Source organism: Blattabacterium cuenoti, from assembly GCF_014252375.1.
In the GTDB taxonomy this organism is placed as follows: Bacteria; Bacteroidota; Bacteroidia; order Flavobacteriales; family Blattabacteriaceae; genus Blattabacterium; species Blattabacterium cuenoti_AH.
The window spans coordinates 516,183-538,044 of record NZ_CP059221.1; the positions used below are offsets into that span (position 1 = coordinate 516,183).

General features: G+C 20.5%; 17 protein-coding genes and 2 pseudogenes. 11 read left to right on the forward strand and 8 right to left on the reverse strand.

The genetic code is table 11. The features are described from left to right. Positions 1–27: 27 nt before the first annotated feature. Positions 28–261, reverse strand: coding sequence for a FoF1 ATP synthase subunit delta/epsilon (locus H0H34_RS02615; protein ID WP_185873264.1), 234 nt, complete (start codon positions 259–261; stop codon positions 28–30). Then, positions 258–1,751, reverse strand: coding sequence for a F0F1 ATP synthase subunit beta (gene atpD, locus H0H34_RS02620; RefSeq protein WP_185873265.1), 1,494 nt, complete (start codon positions 1,749–1,751; stop codon positions 258–260). The genes H0H34_RS02615 and atpD overlap by 4 nt, the downstream gene beginning before the upstream one ends. 85 nt (positions 1,752–1,836) lie before the next feature. On the opposite strand from atpD, the gene H0H34_RS02625 reads away from it, so the two are divergent. Then, positions 1,837–2,769, forward strand: a complete 933-nt coding sequence (locus tag H0H34_RS02625) for a bifunctional riboflavin kinase/FAD synthetase (protein WP_185873266.1) — start codon at positions 1,837–1,839, stop codon at positions 2,767–2,769. A gap of 22 nt (positions 2,770–2,791) precedes the next feature. Beyond that, positions 2,792–5,317 (forward strand): PD-(D/E)XK nuclease family protein, encoded by a 2,526-nt coding sequence (locus tag H0H34_RS02630; RefSeq protein ID WP_185873267.1) that lies wholly within the window; start codon positions 2,792–2,794, stop codon positions 5,315–5,317. Here H0H34_RS02630 and leuB read toward each other — a convergent pair. The 4 genes and pseudogenes from leuB to H0H34_RS02650 all read right to left on the reverse strand — a co-directional run bounded on the left by leuB (position 5,311) and on the right by H0H34_RS02650 (position 9,520). Next, positions 5,311–6,361, reverse strand: a pseudogene (leuB, locus tag H0H34_RS02635) (3-isopropylmalate dehydrogenase). The gene H0H34_RS02630 and the pseudogene leuB sit on opposite strands and share 7 nt — an antisense overlap. After that, positions 6,358–6,939 carry a 3-isopropylmalate dehydratase small subunit gene (gene leuD, locus H0H34_RS02640; RefSeq protein ID WP_185873268.1) on the reverse strand — a complete coding sequence of 194 codons (582 nt, stop codon included), beginning with the start codon at positions 6,937–6,939 and terminating at the stop codon, positions 6,358–6,360. The pseudogene leuB and the gene leuD overlap by 4 nt, the downstream one beginning before the upstream one ends. 17 nt (positions 6,940–6,956) lie before the next feature. Beyond that, a pseudogene (gene leuC, locus H0H34_RS02645) lies at positions 6,957–8,344 on the reverse strand (3-isopropylmalate dehydratase large subunit). Further along, positions 8,345–9,520 (reverse strand): 2-isopropylmalate synthase, encoded by a 1,176-nt coding sequence (locus H0H34_RS02650; protein WP_185873587.1) that lies wholly within the window; start codon positions 9,518–9,520, stop codon positions 8,345–8,347. It abuts the pseudogene before it with no gap. A 151-nt stretch (positions 9,521–9,671) separates the two neighbouring features. Here H0H34_RS02650 and H0H34_RS02925 point away from each other — a divergent pair, with 151 nt between their 5' ends. The 3 genes from H0H34_RS02925 to tyrS all read left to right on the forward strand — a co-directional run bounded on the left by H0H34_RS02925 (position 9,672) and on the right by tyrS (position 12,870). After that, positions 9,672–9,839: a hypothetical protein gene (locus H0H34_RS02925; protein WP_238785448.1), complete on the forward strand. Its 168-nt coding sequence runs from the start codon at positions 9,672–9,674 to the stop codon at positions 9,837–9,839. A 77-nt stretch (positions 9,840–9,916) separates the two neighbouring features. Beyond that, positions 9,917–11,221 carry a hypothetical protein gene (locus H0H34_RS02655; protein WP_238785449.1) on the forward strand — a complete coding sequence of 435 codons (1,305 nt, stop codon included), beginning with the start codon at positions 9,917–9,919 and terminating at the stop codon, positions 11,219–11,221. Between the two features lie 380 nt (positions 11,222–11,601). Continuing rightward, on the forward strand, positions 11,602–12,870 hold the full coding sequence (gene tyrS / locus H0H34_RS02660) for a tyrosine--tRNA ligase (RefSeq protein WP_185873269.1): 1,269 nt from the start codon (positions 11,602–11,604) through the stop codon (positions 12,868–12,870). A 9-nt stretch (positions 12,871–12,879) separates the two neighbouring features. Here tyrS and era read toward each other — a convergent pair whose 3' ends face one another. Continuing rightward, positions 12,880–13,776, reverse strand: a complete 897-nt coding sequence (gene era / locus H0H34_RS02665) for a GTPase Era (RefSeq protein WP_238785450.1) — start codon at positions 13,774–13,776, stop codon at positions 12,880–12,882. Positions 13,777–13,783: 7 nt separating this feature from the next. Next, on the reverse strand, positions 13,784–16,384 hold the full coding sequence (locus tag H0H34_RS02670; protein WP_185873270.1) for an ATP-dependent Clp protease ATP-binding subunit: 2,601 nt from the start codon (positions 16,382–16,384) through the stop codon (positions 13,784–13,786). Positions 16,385–16,444: 60 nt separating this feature from the next. Here H0H34_RS02670 and prfB point away from each other — a divergent pair, with 60 nt between their 5' ends. From prfB to H0H34_RS02930, 6 genes are read left to right on the forward strand one after another with little or no spacing between them, the layout of a single operon-like run. After that, positions 16,445–17,530 carry a peptide chain release factor 2 gene (gene prfB / locus H0H34_RS02675; RefSeq protein WP_185873271.1) on the forward strand — a complete coding sequence of 362 codons (1,086 nt, stop codon included), beginning with the start codon at positions 16,445–16,447 and terminating at the stop codon, positions 17,528–17,530. A gap of 16 nt (positions 17,531–17,546) precedes the next feature. Next, positions 17,547–18,944: a type III PLP-dependent enzyme domain-containing protein gene (locus H0H34_RS02680; protein ID WP_185873272.1), complete on the forward strand. Its 1,398-nt coding sequence runs from the start codon at positions 17,547–17,549 to the stop codon at positions 18,942–18,944. Beyond that, on the forward strand, positions 18,941–19,801 hold the full coding sequence (gene speB / locus H0H34_RS02685; protein WP_185873273.1) for an agmatinase: 861 nt from the start codon (positions 18,941–18,943) through the stop codon (positions 19,799–19,801). The genes H0H34_RS02680 and speB overlap by 4 nt, the downstream gene beginning before the upstream one ends. A 12-nt stretch (positions 19,802–19,813) precedes the next feature. Then, positions 19,814–20,551, forward strand: coding sequence for a (d)CMP kinase (gene cmk, locus H0H34_RS02690; protein WP_185873274.1), 738 nt, complete (start codon positions 19,814–19,816; stop codon positions 20,549–20,551). Next, positions 20,502–21,239, forward strand: coding sequence for a 3-oxoacyl-ACP reductase FabG (gene fabG, locus H0H34_RS02695; RefSeq protein WP_185873275.1), 738 nt, complete (start codon positions 20,502–20,504; stop codon positions 21,237–21,239). The genes cmk and fabG overlap by 50 nt, the downstream gene beginning before the upstream one ends. A gap of 4 nt (positions 21,240–21,243) precedes the next feature. Then, a complete protein-coding gene (locus H0H34_RS02930; RefSeq protein ID WP_238785451.1) occupies positions 21,244–21,852 on the forward strand; it encodes a thiamine pyrophosphate-binding protein in 609 nt (202 codons plus the stop codon). Positions 21,853–21,862 lie beyond the last annotated feature (10 nt).

The following is a 21,862-nucleotide window of genomic DNA, read 5'->3' on the forward strand; positions in this document are numbered from 1 at the left end:
TAAGTTTTTAAAGTTAAAAATAAATCCTTATAAAAGGATAACAATCAAATTATTTATTACCTTTAATAATCCACTTTCTACACTTATATTTTGTTCAATTTTATTTTTATTTTTAAATTTTATACTTCCTTTTTTTAATACAGAAATAAATGAAGTATGATTTTTTAATATTTGGAAATATCCATTTAATCCTGGAGCTTTTAAATAAAAAATTTTTCCATTATATAAAATTTTGTCTGAATTCATAATTTTTAATATCATAATTTTACATTTTCTATAACTTGATCTATAGTTCCTTTAAGATTAAATGCATGTTCTGGAATATTATCTAGATTTCCATCTATAATCATGTTAAATCCTTTAATTGTATCAACAATGTTTACAAATTCTCCATCTAATCCAGTAAATTGTTTTGCTACATAAAAAGGTTGTGATAAAAAACGTTGAACCTTTCTTGCTCTATTAACTATTAATTTATCTTCATTATTTAATTCTTCCATTCCTAAAATGGCAATAATATCTTGTAAAGATTCATATTTTTGTAATATTTTTTTTACACGTTGTGCGCAATTATAATGTTCTTCTCCTACTATACTTGGAGACAAAACATTAGAATTTGAATTAAGAGGATCTACAGAAGGATAAATTCCTAAAGATGATATTTTTCTTGACAAAACTGTAGTTGCATCCAAATGAGAAAATGTTGTAGAAGGAGCTGGATCCGTTAAATCATCTGCTGGGACATATACTGCTTGTACTGAAGTTATAGATCCTTTTTTAGTAGAAGAAATTCTTTCTTGCATTAATCCCATTTCAGATGATAAAGTAGGTTGATACCCAACAGATGATGGAATTCTTCCCAATAGAGTAGATATTTCTGATCCAGCTTGAGTAAAACGAAATATATTATCTATAAAAAATAAAACATCTTGTTCTTTTTTATTGCTAGTATATCTATCCCTATAATATTCTGCCAATGTTAATCCTGATAATGCAACCTTAGCTCTTGCACCTGGGGATTCATTCATTTGTCCAAATACAAACGTAGCATTTGATTCTTTTAACATTTTTTTATCTACTTTAGATAAATCCCAATAACCATTTTTCATAGATTTCATAAAATTTTCACCATATTTTATTATACCGCATTCTAACATTTCTCTAAGTAAATCATTACCTTCTCTAGATCTTTCTCCTACGCCAGCAAATACAGACATCCCCCCATATTCCTTTGCAATATTATTTATTAATTCTTGAATAAGAACAGTTTTTCCTACACCTGCTCCTCCAAATAAACCTATTTTTCCTCCTTTTGGATAAGGCTCAATTAAATCAATTACTTTAATTCCTGTATATAAAATATTTGTATCAGTAGATAAATCTTTTAATGACGGAGGATCATTATAAATAGATCTCATTTCATCATAATCTTTTATATGTCCCAGACCATCTATAGCTTCACCTAAAGCATTAAAAATTCTTCCATTAATAGAATTACCAACAGGCATAGTTATTGTCTTATTTAATACGTTAACTGTCTGACCTCTATTTAATCCATATGTCTCTTCCATAGAAAGACATCTTACTTTATTATCTCCTATATGTTGTTGAATTTCTAATAATATATTCCTGTTATTGTTTAATTTTACCAATAATGCGTCGTATATATTTGGTATTTGATCTGTTTTTTCAAAAAAAACATCTATTATTGGCCCTATAATTCTGACTATTTTTCCCTTTATTCCTTCCAATTTTTATATACCATTTATAATTTTATTATATAATATAATCATTATTTCTATCTTTATATTTGTATTTAAAGAAAAATAAAAAATTTTGAAAATTTATTCATTTATCGATGAATTTCATTCTTCAATTCCATGTGTTTTAACTATAGGAATTTTTGATGGAGTTCATATGGGTCATAAAAAAATAATTCAAAATTTAGTATTTGAATCTGGAAAAAAATATTCTTCAGTTTTAATTACATTTAATCCACATCCTAAAGAAATAATTTCTTATAATAAGAATAAATTTTATTATCTTAATACTGTAAAAGAAAAAATATTTTTTTTTAAAAAAATTGGAATAGATAATTTGATTATACATCCATTTACTAAAGAATTTTCAAAATTGAAAATGCAAGATTTTTTTTATACGTTTTTAAGTTCTAAATTTTGTATAAAAAAAATTATCATAGGATATGATTTTCATATAGGAAACGATAGATATAAATCTTTAAATAGATTAAAAAATTTATCAGAAATTTTTCAATTTAAATTCAATATAATATCTCCTTATAAAATTGATAATAAAATTATTAGTTCAACTAAAATAAAAAATTCAATTATTATAGGTAATATAGAATGGGCTAATAAAGCTTTAGGATATTTTTATACATTATCTGGTTATATTATAAAAGGTAAGGGAATAGGAAAAATTATTAATTTTCCAACATCTAATATAAAGGTTGATTCAAAAAAATTGATACCAAAAAATGGAGTTTATGCAGTAAAAATTCGTTATAAAAATAGTTATTATAATGGCATGATGAATATAGGAACTAATCCTACTATTGATGATAGCAATAATAAAATTAAAATAGAAACAAATATATTTAATTTTTCAAAAAATATTTATGGAGAAAAAATTGATATTTTAATCATAAAAATGATTCGTGAAGAAATTAAATTTTCTTCAATAGAAAAATTGAAAACACAAATTATAAAAGATAAAAAAATTATTGTGAAATTTTTATCAAAAATATGAATAATGCTTCAATTTATAAAAAATGAAAAATAGTAAAAAATTTATTTTTTTATCACAATATAATTTTAATATAAAATTTCTATTAAAAAATTTAAAATTTTTTACTATAAAAGAATTTATGGAATTTTTATCTGGATTAAAAAGTATAAATGAAAATGAAACTATTTTATACTTTTTCTCTATTCTAGAAAAGAAAGATATAAATAACTTTAAAACAGAATATATACCATGTATACTAAATAATTTTCAAAATATAGATATTAACTTAATTAATATAAAAAATTTTTCTCAATATTTTACTTCAGAAGAATCGATAAAAAATTATAATTTATGTAAAGAAAAAATAAATAAATATTATTTTAAATTTAAATCTTTTTTATTAAAAAAAAATATAGCTTATAATGCTATGTTATTCAACATAAGCATTAAATATTTAAAAGATATTGATTTTATATATAAAAAAAAATTAAATGAAATAGTTTTTTTTTGTGATAAAAATTATATTTTTAATACATTGGAAAAAAAGATTGTAGAAGAAATTCTTTTTAAAAATAAAGTTTATTATAATAATAAATGTCAATTAAGATTTGAATTAAAAGATAAGGTTTTTAATTATAAATATTTTAAAAATTTAAGAATTATAAATGTAAATAATGAAATAGAACAAATTAAAATAGTAGAAAATATAATAAAAAAATCTTCAAAAAATAAAAAAATATTATTAATATTAGGAAATAACAATTTGTTAATTCCTATTATTAACACATTTTTTATAAAAAAAAATAATATTAATATATCATTTGATATAGATTATCCATTTAAAATTATTCCTATTAATTATACTTTTATTTCTATATTTAATTTATTATTAAATAAAGATAAACTTAAAAAATTCATTAAAAATGATATAATTAAAGTTTTATCAAATGGATATATTAAAAAATTTTTTATAGAAACAAAATTTTTATTAAAAATATTTAATAAAAAAAAATATAATATTGATTATATCTCGTTTAATTCAATAAAGAAATTTTTAGTAAATACTGACATTGAAATTATATTTAAAATATATACAAATAAAACTTATTCTATTTTAAAAGGTTTAATAAGTTTCATAAGAAAATTAAAAAATTTTCTTATGAAAAAAAATTCTAATAAACATTTTATAGAATTAAAATTTATTTCTAAAATAGAATATTATATGCAAAAGTTAAAAATATTAACAAGGAAAAAAAAATATTTATTCAATGGAATAAAAGATATATATAATATATATAATCAATTTATTAATACTGAAAATATTGAATTTAAATTCAATAAATGTTATAAACATTATAATAAATCTTTATTTATAACTGAATTTAAAAATTTTTATTTTGATAAATTTGATATTTCGATAATTACATCATTAAATAATGGTATAATTCCTCCTAGACAAAAAAATAATAATTTGTTTTATTATGATAATACTAAAACAATATACAATGATAAATATTTTATTTTATTATTTAATAAAATATGTCAAATTTCTAAAAATACATATGCAATATATAAAAGTAATCCCGATGAAATCAGTTCTGGAGAAAAAAGTGGTTTTATTAATAATATAATATATAATTATAAAATTAAAACAAAAAAATACAATTTTCCTTTTGCTTCAAATGAAAATATAAGAAATCCAATTTCAATAATAAAAACAAATCTTATTAATAAACAATTAAATGAAATTTGTATTAATGGAATATCTCCATCTTCTATAAATTTATATAATTATAATCCTATATCATTTTATTTAAAAAAAATACTAAAAATAAATAATTTAGAATCGTCATATAAAACTGAAATTGGAAAAATTATACATTATATATTAAAAAAATTATATTATAATAATATAGCAAGTTTTCTTAATAAAAAAAAAATAAATATAATTAAAAAAATTATTGATGATGAAATTAATAATTTTTTTATAAAAAAAAATATTTCTTTTTTTGAAGAAAAACCAGAAATAACTAAATTTTTAATAAAAAGTTATATAATAAAATTTGTTGAATTAGATGAAAAATTAATTAAAGAAGGAAATAAGATATTTCTAAATAAACTAGAACATAAATTTTCTACATTTTTAAGTATAAAAAAATCAAAAAATATTATTATACATGGAATATTAGATCGTGTAGATAAATATAATGGAATTAATAGAATTATTGATTATAAAATAGGAAAATTTCAATTTAAAGAAATAAATGTCTCAAATAATAATATTCAAAAAATTTTTGAAGATCCTAAATATCATAATATAATGCAATTAATATTTTATATTTATTTATGGTTCAAATATGATATAAAAAATCAAAAATCACCAGTTACAGTAGCAATTTTATCTCCTAATAAATATAATATAATATCAAAAATTTTAATAAATTTTTTTGATAAAAAAGAACCATATATAATGTATAAAGATTATATAAAAAATTTTCTTCCATTTCTTTCTGAAAGAATAAATAATATTTTAGATATAAAAAAATCAATTATAGAAAAAATTTACTGATTAACTATATATTTTGCAATATAATCACCCACATAATCAGTAGTACATGGATTACTTTTATTTATATCTTCTGTTGAAATTCCACATAAAATAGAATTTTTTACTGCCTTAAATAATAAATTTTTTTCTTTACACATACCAAAATAATCTAACATCATTCCAACTGATAGTATAGCCCCTATTGGATTAGCTATATTTTTTCCTTTTGCTTCTGGATAAGATCTATGTATTGGTTCAAACATAGATTTATTATCTCCAATAGATGCAGAAGGTAATAAACCTAATGATCCACTTATTAAACTAGATTCATCTGATAAAATATCTCCAAACATATTATCTGTTAATATAATATCAAATTTATGAGGATTTTTAATAACTTGAATGGTAGCATTATCAATATATAAAAAATCTAATTTAACACTTGGATAAGTTAAACTAATTTCACATACAACTTCACGCCATAATTTAGAAGTTTCTAATACATTTGACTTATCTACTAATGTAATTTTTTTTTCTCTTTTTAAAGAATCTTCAAATGCTATTTTTGCAATTCTTTCAATTTCTTTTTTAGAATAATTACAACAATCATAAGCTTCATTTTTTGACCTACCTTTTTTACCAAAATAAATACTACCTGTTAATTCTCTATAAATTAAAAAATTTGATTTTTTTATATATTCTTTTTTTATAGGAGAATTATCAATTCCTGAAAAAAAAAATTATAGGACGTATATTACAATATAAATTCATTCTTTTTCTTAATTTTAATAATCCATCTTCAGGACTCATACCAATTGGATAAAAATTATTTTTATTGTCACCTACACAACCAAATAATACTGAATCTGCTTTTATACAAGCATTTATAGTTTCATTTGAAATAGGATTATTATTTTTTTCTATGGAAGCATTTCCTACTAAAAAATTTTTATAATAAAATTTATGTCCATATTTTTTTTCAATAGCATTCAATACTTTTAAAGCTTGTTTCATTATTTCATGACCTATTCCATCACCTTCTATAATAGCAATATATTTACTCATTTTATATAAAAATATTTTTTTTCAAAATTAATTATATCATCTTTTATAGACAATAAAAAATCTATGTCATCATATCCATTTAAAAAACAATTTTTTTTATATGGATGAATATAAAAATATTCATTTTCATTTGTTTTTATTATAGATATTATTTGATTAAATAAATCAATCTTTATTTTTATTTTATTGTCTAATATTATTAAATCAAATAATCTTTTAAGAAAAAAGTTAGAAACTTCTACAGTTAATAATCCATTATTTAAAGCATTATCTTTAAATATATCAGCAAAAGAACTAGATATAACTACTTTAAATCCATAATCTATAATTGCCCATACTGCATGTTCTCTACTTGATCCACATCCAAAATTTTTACCAGATAAAAGAATACTTCCACAAAAGTTATTATTATTCAATATAAAATTTCTATAATTTTTACGCCAATCTATGAAAAGATATTTACCATATCCTATATTATCTACTTTTTTTAAGTACCTAGATGGAATAATTTGATCTGTATCTATGTTATCTATTGGAATAGGAATAACTGTACTTGTTAATATTTTAAACTTATCCATAAAAAATTTTGTTATTTTTAAGATATTTTTTCTATATCTATTATTTTTCCTTCTATAGCTATAATAGCTGCAATTAAAGGACTAACCAATAGAGTTCTTGATTTAGGACCTTGTCTTCCTTCAAAATTTCTATTAGAAGTAGAAATACAATATTCATATGGTGGTATTTTATCTTCATTCATTCCTATACAAGCAGAACATCCAGGTTTACGAAAATCTAATCCAGATTTATTAAATATTATATCTAATCCTTCTTTTTTTGCTTCATTCATTACTTTATTTGATCCAGGAACAATCATTACATTAGTATTATTTGCTTTTTTTTTACCTTTTACAATAGATGCTACTAATCTTAGATCTTCTATTCTAGAATTAGTACAACTTCCTATAAAAATATAATTAATTTTTTTACCTATTAAAGATTCTCCAGGTAAAAACCCCATATATTTTATAGATTTATTCCAATTTTTTGAACCATTTTTTGGAATAAAACCTTTTATTTTAATTCCCATTCCTGGATTAGTACCATATGTAATCATAGGTTCTATTTCATCAGCATTGAATACAAATTCTTTGTTAAATACTTTATTTGAATCTGTTTTTAATGATTTCCAATATTCTAATATTTTTTTATTTTTTTTTATAAATTTTATTCCTAATTTATCTGTTATGTAATCTAAAGTTATTTTATCTGGAGAGATTAATCCGCCTTTTGCTCCCATTTCTATACTCATGTTACAAATGGTCATTCTTCCTTCCATGCTAATGTTATTAAAAACTGATCCTGAATATTCTATAAAATGTCCTCTACCTGAATTTACTCCTAATTTTGAAATAATATATAAAATAATATCTTTTGGAGTTGATCCATTTTTTAAATTTCCATTAATAGAAATTCTCATTTGTTTTGGTTTATTTAATAATAAACATTGTGTAGCCATTACCATAGTAATTGACTAGTTCCAATACCAAAAGCAATACTACCAAAAGCTCCATGTGTAGAAGTGTGACTATCTCCACATACAATTGTCATACCAGGTAATGAGTAACATAATTCTGGACCAATAACATGAACAATACCATTATTTTTATGTCCTAATTCATATATTTTTTTTATTCCAAATTTTTTGCAATTTTTTGTTAATAAGTTTATTTGTTTTTTAGATAAACAATCTGAAATAATTTTTTGATTTTTTGTAGGAACATTATGATCTGCTGTTGCTATAATTTTATTAGGTCTTAATATAGATAAATTTCTTTTTTTTAATTCCAGGAAAGATTGCGGACTTGTTACTTCATGTATATAATGCCTATCTATGTAAATAATGTATAAATTATTAGTTAATTTTTTAACTACGTGACAGTCCCAAATTTTATCGAACAAAGATTTTGATGTTTTTAACATTTATAAATTTAAAGTTTTATTATTTAAACAAGCTTTTTCAATTATTATTCTTAATTCTTTATTATTTATTTCATTTTTTTTATCCGCATATTCTATAAAAATAGAGTAAATTTTATCTAAAGAATTTTTACTTAAATTATATCCTAATTTTTTATAACGATAATTTAAAGCTGCTCTTCCGCTTTTAGATGTAAGAATTATTGATGATTTATTTAAACCAATTTCTATAGGATCAATAATCTCATATGTTTCTTTTTTTTTAATTACACCATCTTGATGAATACCTGAAGAATGAGAAAATGCATTTAATCCTACTATCGCTTTATGTGGTTGTATTTTAATACCTGTATGATTAGATACTAATTTGCTTATATATGATAAAAATTTAGTATTAATATTAGAAAATAAATTTAAATAATTATTTTTTTTTATAATCATAACTATTTCTTCTAAAGATGTATTTCCAGCTCTTTCTCCAATTCCATTTATAGTACATTCAACTTGTTGTGCACCATTAATTATACCGTATAGTGAATTAGCTGTAGCTAATCCTAAATCGTTATGACAATGAGTAGATAATGAAATTTTATCGATTCCTTTTACATTTTCTTTTAAAAATCGTATTTTTTTACCATAATTTTCTGGTAAACAAAACCCTGTTGTATCAGCTATATTTATTACAGTAGCACCATATTTTATAACATTTTCGCAAATTTTTGCTAAAAAATCATTTTCTGTTCGTCCAGCATCTTCTGCATAAAATTCAACATCTTCTACAAACTTTTTTGCATACTTTACTGCATTTATAGCTAGATCCATAATTTTATCTTTATTACTATTAAATTTATAACGTATATGACAATTAGATGTACCTATTCCTGTATGAATCCTAGGGTTTTTAGCAAATTTTAAAGAATTTGCTGCAATTTCTATATCTTTTTTTAAAGCTCTTGATAATGCACATATAGTTGTATTAGATATAGATTTAGATATTTCTTGTACTGAATTAAAATCTAATGGACTAGATATTGGAAATCCAGCCTCAATTACATCCACACCTAATTCTTCTAATTTTTTTGCTATTTCTATTTTTCTTTTAATATTTAATTTACATCTTGGAGATTGTTCTCCGTCTCTTAATGATGTATCAAAAATTTTAATCCTTCTTTTTACTATCATCCTCCATTAACTCAGTTAAATAATTTTCAAAACTATTTTTTATAAAAATAAAATGAAAACAAATTATTTAGATATTTACAATATCTAACTATATATAATAGTTAATTATATATCTATTAATCAATAGAAGTATTACAAATTAATTACAATGCCTAGTAATAAAAAAAATTATTTTGATTATCTTTTTTTTCTTATTAAGAATCTTTCTAAATCTGAAAAAAGAAATTTTAGAATATATGTTAATCGTATTAAAAAAAATAAATGTTATAAATATTTAGAATTATTTGAAATAATAAATAGTATTAATATTTTTTAAAAAAAACTACTATAAGTAAGAAACAATTATCAAATGTAAAATCTAATCTTTATAAACAAATATTGGTAAGTTTAAAAATGAATCTTGCTAAAAACAACTTCTATATTAAAATACGTGAATATTTAGATTTTTCTAAAATATTGTATAATAAAGGATTATATAGACAAAGCTTAAAATTTTTAAAAAAATCTAAAACTATTGCTACATATTATGAATGTAATACAATTTTATTAGAATTAATAGAATTTGAGAAAATGATAGAATCTCAACATATAACTAGAAGTGGTTGTTCTAGATCTATGGATTTATCTATAAATTCAAATAATTTAATATATAAAATTAAATGTAAAAACGATTTATCTAATTTATCACTAGAGTTGTATTCATTATATTTAAAAGTAGGATATGTAAGAAATGAAAAAGATAAAATATTTATAGAAACTTATTTTAGAACTAAAATACCAAAATTTAATTTTTACCAGTTAGGTTTTTATGAAAAATTATTTTTTTATCAAGCTAATATATGGTATCATTATATACAACAAGATTTTTTAATGTGCTATAAAATTTCATTTAAATTAGTAAGATTTTTTCAAAATAAAAATAATATAAAATATAAAAAAATAATTCCAATTAGTTATTTAAAAGGATATCATTATTTACTAGATTCTTTATTTTGTATGAATTTTTATTCAGAATTCAATTCTGTATTAAAACAATTTGAACAAGAAATATCAAATGGAGATATAATAATAAATGAGAATACTAAAATTTTTATTTTTATTTATAAATATACTAATCGTATTAATAAACATTATATGGAAGGATCATTTTCTATAGGAATAAAGAAATTAATTCCATCGTTTTTAAAAAAATTTAAAATAATTTATAAAAAAATGGATCCTCATTATATAATTATTTTTTACTATAAAATTGCTTGTTTATACTTTGGAAGTGGTGATAATAAAAATACTATATTTTTTTTGTTAAAGATTATTGATAATAAAAGAAATAATTTAAGAAATGATTTACAATGTTTTTCTAGGTTATTATATATAATTGCATTATATGAAAGTGGAATAGATGAATATTTAGATCAAAAAATTAAGTCTACTTATAAATTTTTTATTAAAATGGATGATTTATTTTTTGCACAAAAAGATATTATTAATTTTTTTAAAAATTTAAGAAAATCGTATCCAAGTCAAATAAAAAATCAGTTTAGAAAATTAAAAAATAGATTAGTTAAATATTATGATCATCCTTATGAAAAAAGGATATTTTTATATTTAGATATTATATCATGGTTATCCGCAAAAATAGAAAATAAAACTGTTGAATCAATTGTAAAAGAAAAGTTTATAAAAAATTTAAAAAAATAAATTAATTATTTTATATAAAGAAATGTTTGAATAATAAGTATCATAAAATATGATAATATAAAATTAACAAAGTTATAGAAATTATCTTTTGATTTATGCAGATAATAGAAAAAAAAACAAATACTAAGTGCAAGTTTAAATATCTCTGATAAAATATAAATAATTATAAAAATATTATTTTTTTTTTCTATTTTGAAATATAAACATAAAAAAAAAATACACTATTTATAGGAAGTAAAAAAGTATATAATTTTATTATAAAAAATGGATGTTTTTTTAAAAATATTGTATTAAACAATATATGAAAAAAAGATATAATAAAAGTTATAATATTATATAATATAATTTTCTTTATCATTTTTAATTTTTATATTTTAATCATGAAAAATATTATAGATGAATTAATATGGAGAGGATTAATACAAAACAGTGTTCCCAATCTAAAAAATATTTTAAAAAAACCTATTACTATTTATGTTGGATTTGATCCAACATCTAATTCACTTCATATAGGAAATCTTTTAATTATTATTACCTTAATTCATTTTAAAAAATTTGGATATAACACAATAATATTAATTGGAGGTGCTACTGGTCTTATAGGAGATCCATCTGGAAAAGAATCCGAAAGAAAAATATTGAATAAAAGTATATTAAAAACAAACATAATATCTATAAAAATTCAAATATATAAACTTTTTAAGTCTTTTTCAGAAAAAATAGAATTATTAAATAATTTTGATTGGATAAAACAAATATCTTTTATTGATTTTATTAGAAAAGTAGGTAAATATCTTTCTGTAAATTATCTAATTTCTAAAGATTCTGTAAAACATAGAATGGAAAATGGAATTTCTTTTAATGAATTTTCTTATTCTCTTATACAAGGATATGATTTTTATTATTTAAATAAAACAAAAAATTGTAAACTCCAAATTGGTGGATCAGATCAATGGGGTAATATTACATTAGGAATTGAATTAATAAGAAAAAAAACTGGTAAAAAAGTATATGGTTTCACTATACCATTAATAATTAGAAACAATGGAATAAAATTTGGAAAAAGTAATAGAGTAGAAGATAATATATGGTTAGATGAAAATAAAACCTCTCCATATAAATTTTATCAATATTTTATAAATCTATCAGACATAGAAATAGAAAAGTATATAAAAATGTATTCTTTTCTATCTAAAGAAAAAATAGAATATTTAATTGCAAAACATAAAGAAAATCCAGAAAAAAGATTATTACAAAAAAAATTATCTACTGAATTAACTAAATTAGTACATGGAGATGAAAAATATAAAGAAATACTAAATGTAGTATCAATCTTATTTGATAAAAACTATAAGAATATAAAATTTTTAGGAAAAGAAGATTATATCTCTATTTATAATAATATTCCAAATAATATTTTAAGTAAAAAAGAATTTAATAACGGAATTTATTTATCAAATCTTTTAAAAAAAAGCGGACTAATTAATTCTAATAGTGAATCAATTCGTGCTATAAAAAATAATTCAATTTATGTTAATAAAATTTCTATAAAAAAAGATATATTAATAGATGAAAGACATATAATAGGTAAAAAATATATAATACTACAATATGGTAAAAAGAATTTTTTTATATTAATAATAAAGTAATGTATAAAATTAATATCCAAGATTTTTTAATTTTTTATAATTATTTCTCCAATTTTTGGATACTTTAACAATTAATTCTAAACTTATTTTTTTACAAAAGAATAAACTTATTTTTTTTTCAGAAAAATATTTCAATATTTTAATAGATTTTTTATTTTTTCCTATTAAAATAGTTTTTTGAGAATTTTTTTCTACATATATAATTGAATATATATAAGTAGTATTTGTTTTTTTTTCTAAAAATTCAGTTTTTATTTCTACAGAATATGGTATTTCTTGTTTATAAAAATTAAATATCTCTTTTCTTATTATTTCATTAATAAAAAAATTATCATTTCTATCACTTAATAAATTTTTAGGATAAAATGGCATGTGTTTAGGCAAAAATTTATAAATTTTATCCATAAGTAAATCTTTATTTATATTTTTTAACGCAGATATAGGTAATATTTCTATGTTAGGAAAAATATTACTCCAGTGATTAATTGTTTTATACAAAATATTTTGTCTATATTCTAATCCTATTTTATCAATTTTATTTATTAATATAATTATTGGGATTTTTGATATTATTTCCTTAAATTTTTTATAAAATATTTGTGGGATATCTGGATATTTTCCTAATTCAGTAACTAATAATATTATATCTGCATCCTCAAATGATTTTTTGATATATTGCATCATTATTTTATGTAAAATATATTTTTTTTTTTCTAAAAAACCAGGAGTATCAGAAAAAATAATTTGTAACTTTGGTTTATTTAAAATACCAAATATTCTATGTCTAGTAGTTTGTACTTTTTTTGTAATAATTGATATTTTTTTATCCAAAATTGAATTTATTAAAGTAGATTTTCCTACATTAGGAAATCCTATAATATTAACAAAACCAGATCTATAATTCAAAATTATTTTATTTATTTCTAAAAATTATACCATTTTCTTTAAAAAAATCTATTAAAATATTATTATTTTTTTTTATACCTCCTTTAAGTATTTCTTTTGATAAATTATCTAATATATCATGTTGAATTACTCTTTTTAAAGGTCTAGCTCCAAAATTAATATCATATCCTTTTTCCGATAAATATTCTATTGCATCATTTGTTATTTCTATATTAATATTTTTTTTTAATAACAATTGTTTTAATTTTATAATTTGTAATTTAACTATATCTTTAATTTCATTTCTAGATAAAGGTTTAAATAATATAATTTCATCAATACGATTAATAAATTCAGGTCTAACCAAACTTTTTAACAAGTCAATTAAATATTTTTTAGTATTTTCTATTCCATTAACAGATATTATATTCCTATGTAAATTCTCATGAATTATATCTGATCCTATATTAGAAGTCATTATAATAATAGTATTAGTAAAATTTACAGTTCTACCTTTATTGTCTGTCAATCTTCCATCATCTAAAACCTGCAAAAGAATATTAAAAATATCAGAATGTGCTTTCTCTATTTCATCTAATAAAATAACACTGTATGGTCTACTTCTAACAGATTCTGTTAATTGTCCGCTTTCATCATAACCAACATATCCTGGAGGTGCACCAATCAGTCTACTTATAGAATGTCGTTCTTGATATTCACTCATATCTATACGAATCATATTATTCTCATCATCAAATAAATATTCTGTTATAGTTTTAGCTAATTCTGTTTTTCCTATACCTGTTCCTCCCATAAATAAAAAAGATCCTATAGGTCTTTTTTCGTCTTGTAATCCAGCTCTAGATCTCCTTATTGCATTAGATATAGATTTTATAGCATAATTTTGCCCAATAACTCTATTATGTAATTTATTTTCCAATAATAATAATTTTTTTCTTTCATTTTCAAGCATTTTTGTAATAGGAATACCTGTCCATTTTGATACTATTTGAGCAATATCTTCTTTAGATACTTCTTCACGTATCATTTTTTTTCCTTTATCTTCTTGCTTTTTTAACTCTTTTTCAAAAAATTTAATTTTATTTTCTTCTTCTTTAATTTTTCCATATCTTAATTCTGCTACTTTTCCGTAATCTCCTATTCTTTCAGATTGTTCTGCTTCAAATTTAAAATTTTCTATTTTATCTTTAGACTTTTGTATTCCCTCAACTAAATCTTTTTCACTTTGCCATTGAGATTGTAATTCTATTTTTTTTTCATTTAACTTATATAATTCTTTTTTTAATGGAACTAATTGTTTTTCGTCTTTTTCTCTCTTTAATGTTTCTATTTGTATTTCCATTTGCATAATTTTTCTATACAATACATCTAATTCTTCTGGTTTAGAATTAATTTCCATTCTTAATTTAGAAGCTGCTTCATCAATTAAATCTATGGCTTTATCTGGTAAATATCTTTCATTTATATATCTTTTAGATAACTTTACTGCCGCAATTATTGATTCATCTTTAATCATAACCTTATGATGACTCTCATATTTTTCTTTTATTCCACGTAATATAGATATAGCATCAGGAATTGTAGGTTCACTAACATATACTTGTTGAAATCTTCTTTCTAGTGCTTTATCTACTTTAAAATATTTTTGATATTCATTTAATGTTGTGGCTCCTATAGATCTTAATTCTCCTTTTGCTAAGGCTGGTTTTAAAATATTAGCTGCATCAATTGAACCATTACCACCTCCTGCACCAACTAAAGTATGTATTTCGTCTATAAATAATATTATTTCTCCATTTGAAGAAATTACTTCTTTTATTACTGATTTTAATCTTTCTTCAAATTCTCCTTTATATTTAGCACCAGCAACTAATAATGCCATATCTAATGAAAAAACTTTCTTAGTTTTCAAATAATCTGGAATATCTCTACTAATAATTCTATGCGCTAATCCTTCAGCAATAGCTGTTTTTCCAACTCCAGGTTCACCTATTAATAAAGGATTATTTTTTGTTCTTCTAGATAAAATTTGTAGTACTCTACGTATTTCTTCATCTCTTCCAATAACCGGATCTAATTTACCTTTTAATGCTAAATCATTTAAATTTTTAGCGTATTTTTCTAAAACATTATAAATTTTTTTTTCATAAAAAGATGTTATATTTCCACTTTTTTTTCTAATATTATTAATTACAAATTTAATATTTTTTTCTGTTACTCCTTGTTCTTTAAATAATTGACTACATTTATCGTCAGTAATAAAAATACCATATAGAAAATGTTCTGAAGATATAAATTTATCTTTTAAACTATCAGCAAAATTTTTTGCTATACTAATCATTTTAATTACTCCTTCACTTAAATGTTGATTAAATATTTCACTAACTATTTTAGGATATGAGGAAATTATTCTATCTAATCCAATTATAATTAAATAAAAATCAACTTTTAATTTTTTGAAAATTAATGGAATAATATTTTTTTCAATTTTTATCATTGATTTTAAAATATGTGAATTTTCAATAGATTGATTAGAATTATTTAATGCTATATTTTGTGATTCTTGTATAATTTCTTTAGATTTTATTGTAAAATTATTGAAGTTCATAATTAAATATGTAAAATTTTTTGTTATTAAAATAATTTTTAAAATTTATATTTAATTTAAATGATAAAAAAAGAAGAAATAAAGTTCATATCAAAAAGAATTAATCAAATACATAAAATACTTAGAATAGATAAACTAAAAAAAGAATTTTGCGAAAAACAGAAAAAAATAAATAATATAAATTTTTGGAAAAAAAATAAAAGAAATTCAAAAAATATATATAAACAAATTAGTAAAATTAAAGTATGTATTGATAAATTTTCAAAAATTAAAGAAGCGTTTGAAGAATTGAAAATAATATATTCAATTTCTGTAGAAGATAATTCATACAAAGAATATAAAAATCAATTATATAAAATTAATAGTTTAATATCAAATTTAGAATTAAATAGTATGTTTTCTGAAGAAGATCATTTGAGTGCTATATTACAAATTTCTTCTGGTGCAGGGGGAACAGAAAGTTGTGATTGGACTTCAATGCTAACTAGAATGTATATTATGTGGGCAGAAAAAAATAATTTTATGACAAATAAAATACATTATTTGTATGGAGATGTTACTGGAATTAAATCTATTACATTAGAAATAAATGGAAAATATGCATTTGGATATTTAAATGGGGAAAATGGAGTTCATAGATTAGTAAGAATATCTCCATTTGATAGTAACTCAAGAAGACATACATCATTTTCTTCTGTTTATGTTTATCCAATTGTAAATAATGAAATTAATATAGAAATAAAAAATTCAGATATTCAATGGGAAACCTTTAGGTCTGGGGGGGCTGGTGGACAAAATGTAAATAAAGTAGAAACTGGTGTAAGATTACGTCATTTACCTACAGGAATAATTATAGAAAATACAGAGTCTAGATCTCAAATACAGAATAGAGAAAAAGCTATAAAACTTTTAAAATCAAGGTTATTTGAGATAGAAATAAAAAAAAAAAATAGTAAAAAAGAAAAAATAAAATCTGAAAAAAAAAAAATAGAATGGGGGTATCAAATACGAAATTATATTATGCATCCATATAAATTAGTGAAAGATCTAAGAACTAATTATGAAACTTCAGATATACAATCTGTAATGAATGGAGATATAAATATTTTTTTAGAAAAATTTATAATGTTAAAAAAACAGCTATAAAAGTTATTATAATTTAATGAAAATAAGATATATTGATTTAATAGATCAAACTTTTGAATTTCCGACTGAAGAATTTTCTATTAAAAATAATTTACTAGAATTTCATAAAATTCCATTAATGGAACTTATAAAAAAATATGGAACACCACTAAAATTCACATATTTACCTAAAATATCTCAAAATATAAAAAACGCAAAAAAGTGGTTTAAAAAAGCAATTCATTCTAACCATTATAATAATAAATATACTTATTGTTTTTGTACTAAAAGTTCTCATTTTTCATTTATTTTAGAAGAAGTACTAAAAAATAATATTAGTATAGAAATTTCATCTGCTTATGATATAGATATAGTAAAAAATATTTATAAAAAAGGAAAAATTGATAAGAATATGGAGATTATATGTAATGGATTTAAAACTGAAAATTACATATATAATATATCAGAATTAATTAATAATGGATTTTATAATACTGTACCTATACTTGATAATTATGATGAATTAGAAAAACTTAGTTCAACTATTAATTCATCTTTTAAATTAGGAATACGAATAGCTTCTGAAGAAGAACCTAAATTTGAATTTTATACATCTAGATTAGGAATAGGATATAAAGATATTATTATATTTTATTTGAATAAAATTAAAAATAATTCAAAAGTAGAATTAAAAATGTTGCATTTTTTTATAAATACAGGAATAAAAGATACCGCTTATTATTGGAATGAATTATTTAAATGTTTACATATTTATGCAAAATTAAAAAAAATAGCTCCTGAATTGGAAATATTAAATATAGGTGGTGGGTTTCCAATAAAAACATCTATGTCATTTAAATATGATTACGAATACATGGCGAATGAGATTATTTATCAAATAAAAAAATTTTGTCAAGAAGAAAATGTATCTGTTCCTCATATATATACAGAATTTGGTTCTTATACAGTAGGAGAAAGTGGAGGAATTTTATATAAAATATTAAATCAAAAATGTCAAAATGATAGAGAAAAATGGAATATGATAAATAGTTCATTTATGACTACACTTCCTGATACTTGGGCAATAAGTAGAAGATTTATTATGCTAGCGATAAATCGTTGGAATTATTCTTACGAGAGAGTTTTTTTAGGAGGATTAACATGTGATAGTGATGATTATTACAATTCAGAACAACATATAAATGCTATATATCTTCCTAGTTTTTGTAAGAATGCTCCATTATATATAGGATTTTTTAATACAGGTGCGTATCAAGATACAATTAGTGGATATGGAGGAGTTCATCATTGTTTAATACCTCAACCTATTCATGTTTTAATAGATAAAAATAAAAAAAATTTTATATATAAAATTTTTAGAAAAAATCAAAAACCAAAAGATATATTAAAAATATTGGGATATAAAAAAATATGAAAATAAAAAAAAATTTTTCTAATATATCATACAAATATTCAAATTTAAAAAATTCCAATATAGTTATAATTCCGGTACCATATGATTATACACAAACATGGAAAAAGGGGGCTAAATATGGACCTAACGCATTTTTTAATGCATCTAATTACATAGAATTATATGATATTGAAACTGATTATGAAGTTTATAAGAAAGGTATATTTGTTACTCCTTATATAAAAACAAACTCAAATTCATCAGAAGAAATGGTTAAGAAAGTTTATTATATAACAAAAAAATTTTTATCAAAAAAAAAATTTATCACATTAATAGGAGGAGATCACTCTATATCAATAGGTAGTATTCGTGCTTTTGGTGAAAAATATTCAGATATTAGTATTCTTCATATGGATGCACATGCAGATTTAAGACCAATATATAATGGTAATCCATATAATCATGCATGTTCTATGCATGAAGCTTCAAAAAAACATTCTCTAATACAAGTAGGTATACGTAGCATGGATATAATAGAAAAAAATTTTATTCAAAAAAAAAATATATTATACATGCATAATATTTTTAATTGTAATAACGACTCTTGGATTGATGATATTATTAATAAGTTATCTTACAATGTATTTATTAGTATTGATATAGATGTTTTTGATCCTAGTATAGCACCTGCTACTGGTACTCCTGAACCTGGTGGATTAGACTGGTACACTAGTTTAAAATTATTTAAAAATGTTTTTAATATAAAAAATGTAGTAGGATTTGATATTGTTGAACTTTTACCACATAAAAATGAATTTCGTACAGATTTTTTAGCAGTAAAACTATTTTATAAATTATTATCTTATAAATTTTATTAATTAAAAATATATATGGAAAATAATAAAATTATTATTTCTATTGATGGATTTTCTTCATCTGGTAAAAGTACTTTATCAAAAATAATATCAAAAAAATTACATTATAAATATATAGATACTGGCGCAATTTATAGATGTATTACATTACTAGCAATAAGAAAAAATGTATTTAATAGTGATTTATGGAATATTAATAATTTTATTCCATTTATAAAAAATTTAAAATGGAAATTTTATTGGAATGATAAATTAGATAATATGAATATTATTTTAAATAATGAAAAAATTAAAGATGAAATTAGATCAATGGAGGTAACAAAAAAAGTTCCATTAATATCTAGAATACCAGAAATAAGAAAAATATTAACTTCTATACAAAAAAATATTGGGGATAAAAAAGGAATTGTAGTTGATGGAAGAGATATTGGAAATTGTATTTTTCCTGAATCAGAATTAAAATTTTTTATTAATGGATCTTTAGAAACTCGTTCTTATAGAAGATATAAAGACTTTATAAAAAAAGGAATAAGAGAAATTTCTTATGAAGATATAAAAAACAATATTTTATATAGAGATGAAATTGACATTAATAGAATAATTTCTCCTTTGAAAAAATCTTTTAATCATATAGAAATAGATAATAGTTTATATTATAATGATAAAATAAATTTAATTTTAAAAATTATTAATAAAAAAATTCATGCAACTTTTAAAAAAAAAAATAATAATAGTAACAGGAGGATCAGGTGATATAGGTCAATCTATAGTAAAGAAATTTGTTAAACATGGAGCTATTGTAATTTTTACATTTTTTTCTTCAAAAAAAAACGCAAAAAATTTGGAAAAAAAACTAAAAGGAATGGCAATAGGATATAAAGTTAATTTATCAAATAGTAATTCATCAAAGGAATTTATTAAAACTATAATAAAAAAATATGAATTCGTAGATATATTAGTTAACAATGTTGGAATTGTAAGAGATTCTTTTTTAATAAGAATGTCTGATGATAATTGGAATGATGTAATAAAAACAAATCTTTATTCTATTTTTAATATTACTAAATATGTAATTTATTATTCTATGATAAAAAGAAAAAGTGGAAATATTATTAATATGAGTTCTATTGTTGGAATAACAGGTAATTCTGGACAATCTAATTATGCTGCTTCTAAAGCAGGTATTATTGGTTTTACTAAATCAATTGCTAAAGAATTTGGTAAAAAAAATATTCGTTGTAATGTTATAGCACCTGGATATATACATACTAAAATGAATTACAATTTAAAAGAAAATATAAAAAATAATTGGATAAAAAAAATACCATTAGGTAGACCTGGTACTGTAGAAGAAGTATCAAATTGTATTTTATTTCTTGCCTCAGATCTTTCTAGTTATATTACTGGTTCAGTAATAAACGTAAATGGTGGATTAATATAAATTTATGTATTCAAATAAGAAAACAGTACAAATATTAGGAGAAGTTTTAAAATCAAAATTAATTTTCAATATTATTATATCACCTGGATCAAGAAATGCTCCAATTATTATACATTTTACTCAAAATAAATTATTTAAAACTTATAGTATTGTAGATGAAAGATGTGCAGGTTTTTTTGCTTTAGGTATGGCTCAAAAATTAAAAAAACCTGTTGTAATTAGTTGTACCTCTGGATCTTCTGTAGTAAATTATTTTCCTTCAATAATAGAATCCTTTTATCAAAATATTCCTATTATAATTGTTACAGCAGATCGTCCTAAAGAATTTATTACGATATATGATGGACAATCTATGAATCAGGAAAATATTTTTCAAAATTATGTAATAAAATTCACTCAATTAACTGAAGATGAATCTAAAAGGGGGATATGGTATAATAATAAATTAATTAATGAATCAATAAATGAATGTATTTTAAAAAATAAACCTATACACATAAATATACCTTTTTCCGAACCACTTTATGGTATTACTAATAAAATAAAAATACATATTAATATTGTAAAAACTTTTTATACAGAAACATATATTAAAAAAAAAATCAATTTTTAAATGAAAAAAA

Excerpts from the sequence above, each read along its gene's own strand:
- H0H34_RS02630 (WP_185873267.1), top strand. The coding sequence starts at position 2,792 with ATGAAAAATAGTAAAAAATTTATTTTTTTATCACAATATAATTTTAAT.
- cmk (WP_185873274.1), top strand. The coding sequence starts at position 19,814 with ATGGAAAATAATAAAATTATTATTTCTATTGATGGATTTTCTTCATCT.
- leuD (WP_185873268.1), bottom strand. The coding sequence starts at position 6,939 with ATGGATAAGTTTAAAATATTAACAAGTACAGTTATTCCTATTCCAATA.
- speB (WP_185873273.1), top strand. The coding sequence starts at position 18,941 with ATGAAAATAAAAAAAAATTTTTCTAATATATCATACAAATATTCAAAT.
- H0H34_RS02670 (WP_185873270.1), bottom strand. The coding sequence starts at position 16,384 with ATGAACTTCAATAATTTTACAATAAAATCTAAAGAAATTATACAAGAA.
- H0H34_RS02930 (WP_238785451.1), top strand. The coding sequence starts at position 21,244 with ATGTATTCAAATAAGAAAACAGTACAAATATTAGGAGAAGTTTTAAAA.
- H0H34_RS02680 (WP_185873272.1), top strand. The coding sequence starts at position 17,547 with ATGAAAATAAGATATATTGATTTAATAGATCAAACTTTTGAATTTCCG.
- H0H34_RS02615 (WP_185873264.1), bottom strand. The coding sequence starts at position 261 with ATGATATTAAAAATTATGAATTCAGACAAAATTTTATATAATGGAAAA.
- prfB (WP_185873271.1), top strand. The coding sequence starts at position 16,445 with ATGATAAAAAAAGAAGAAATAAAGTTCATATCAAAAAGAATTAATCAA.
- H0H34_RS02925 (WP_238785448.1), top strand. The coding sequence starts at position 9,672 with ATGCCTAGTAATAAAAAAAATTATTTTGATTATCTTTTTTTTCTTATT.
- H0H34_RS02655 (WP_238785449.1), top strand. The coding sequence starts at position 9,917 with ATGAATCTTGCTAAAAACAACTTCTATATTAAAATACGTGAATATTTA.
- fabG (WP_185873275.1), top strand. The coding sequence starts at position 20,502 with ATGCAACTTTTAAAAAAAAAAATAATAATAGTAACAGGAGGATCAGGT.
- tyrS (WP_185873269.1), top strand. The coding sequence starts at position 11,602 with ATGAAAAATATTATAGATGAATTAATATGGAGAGGATTAATACAAAAC.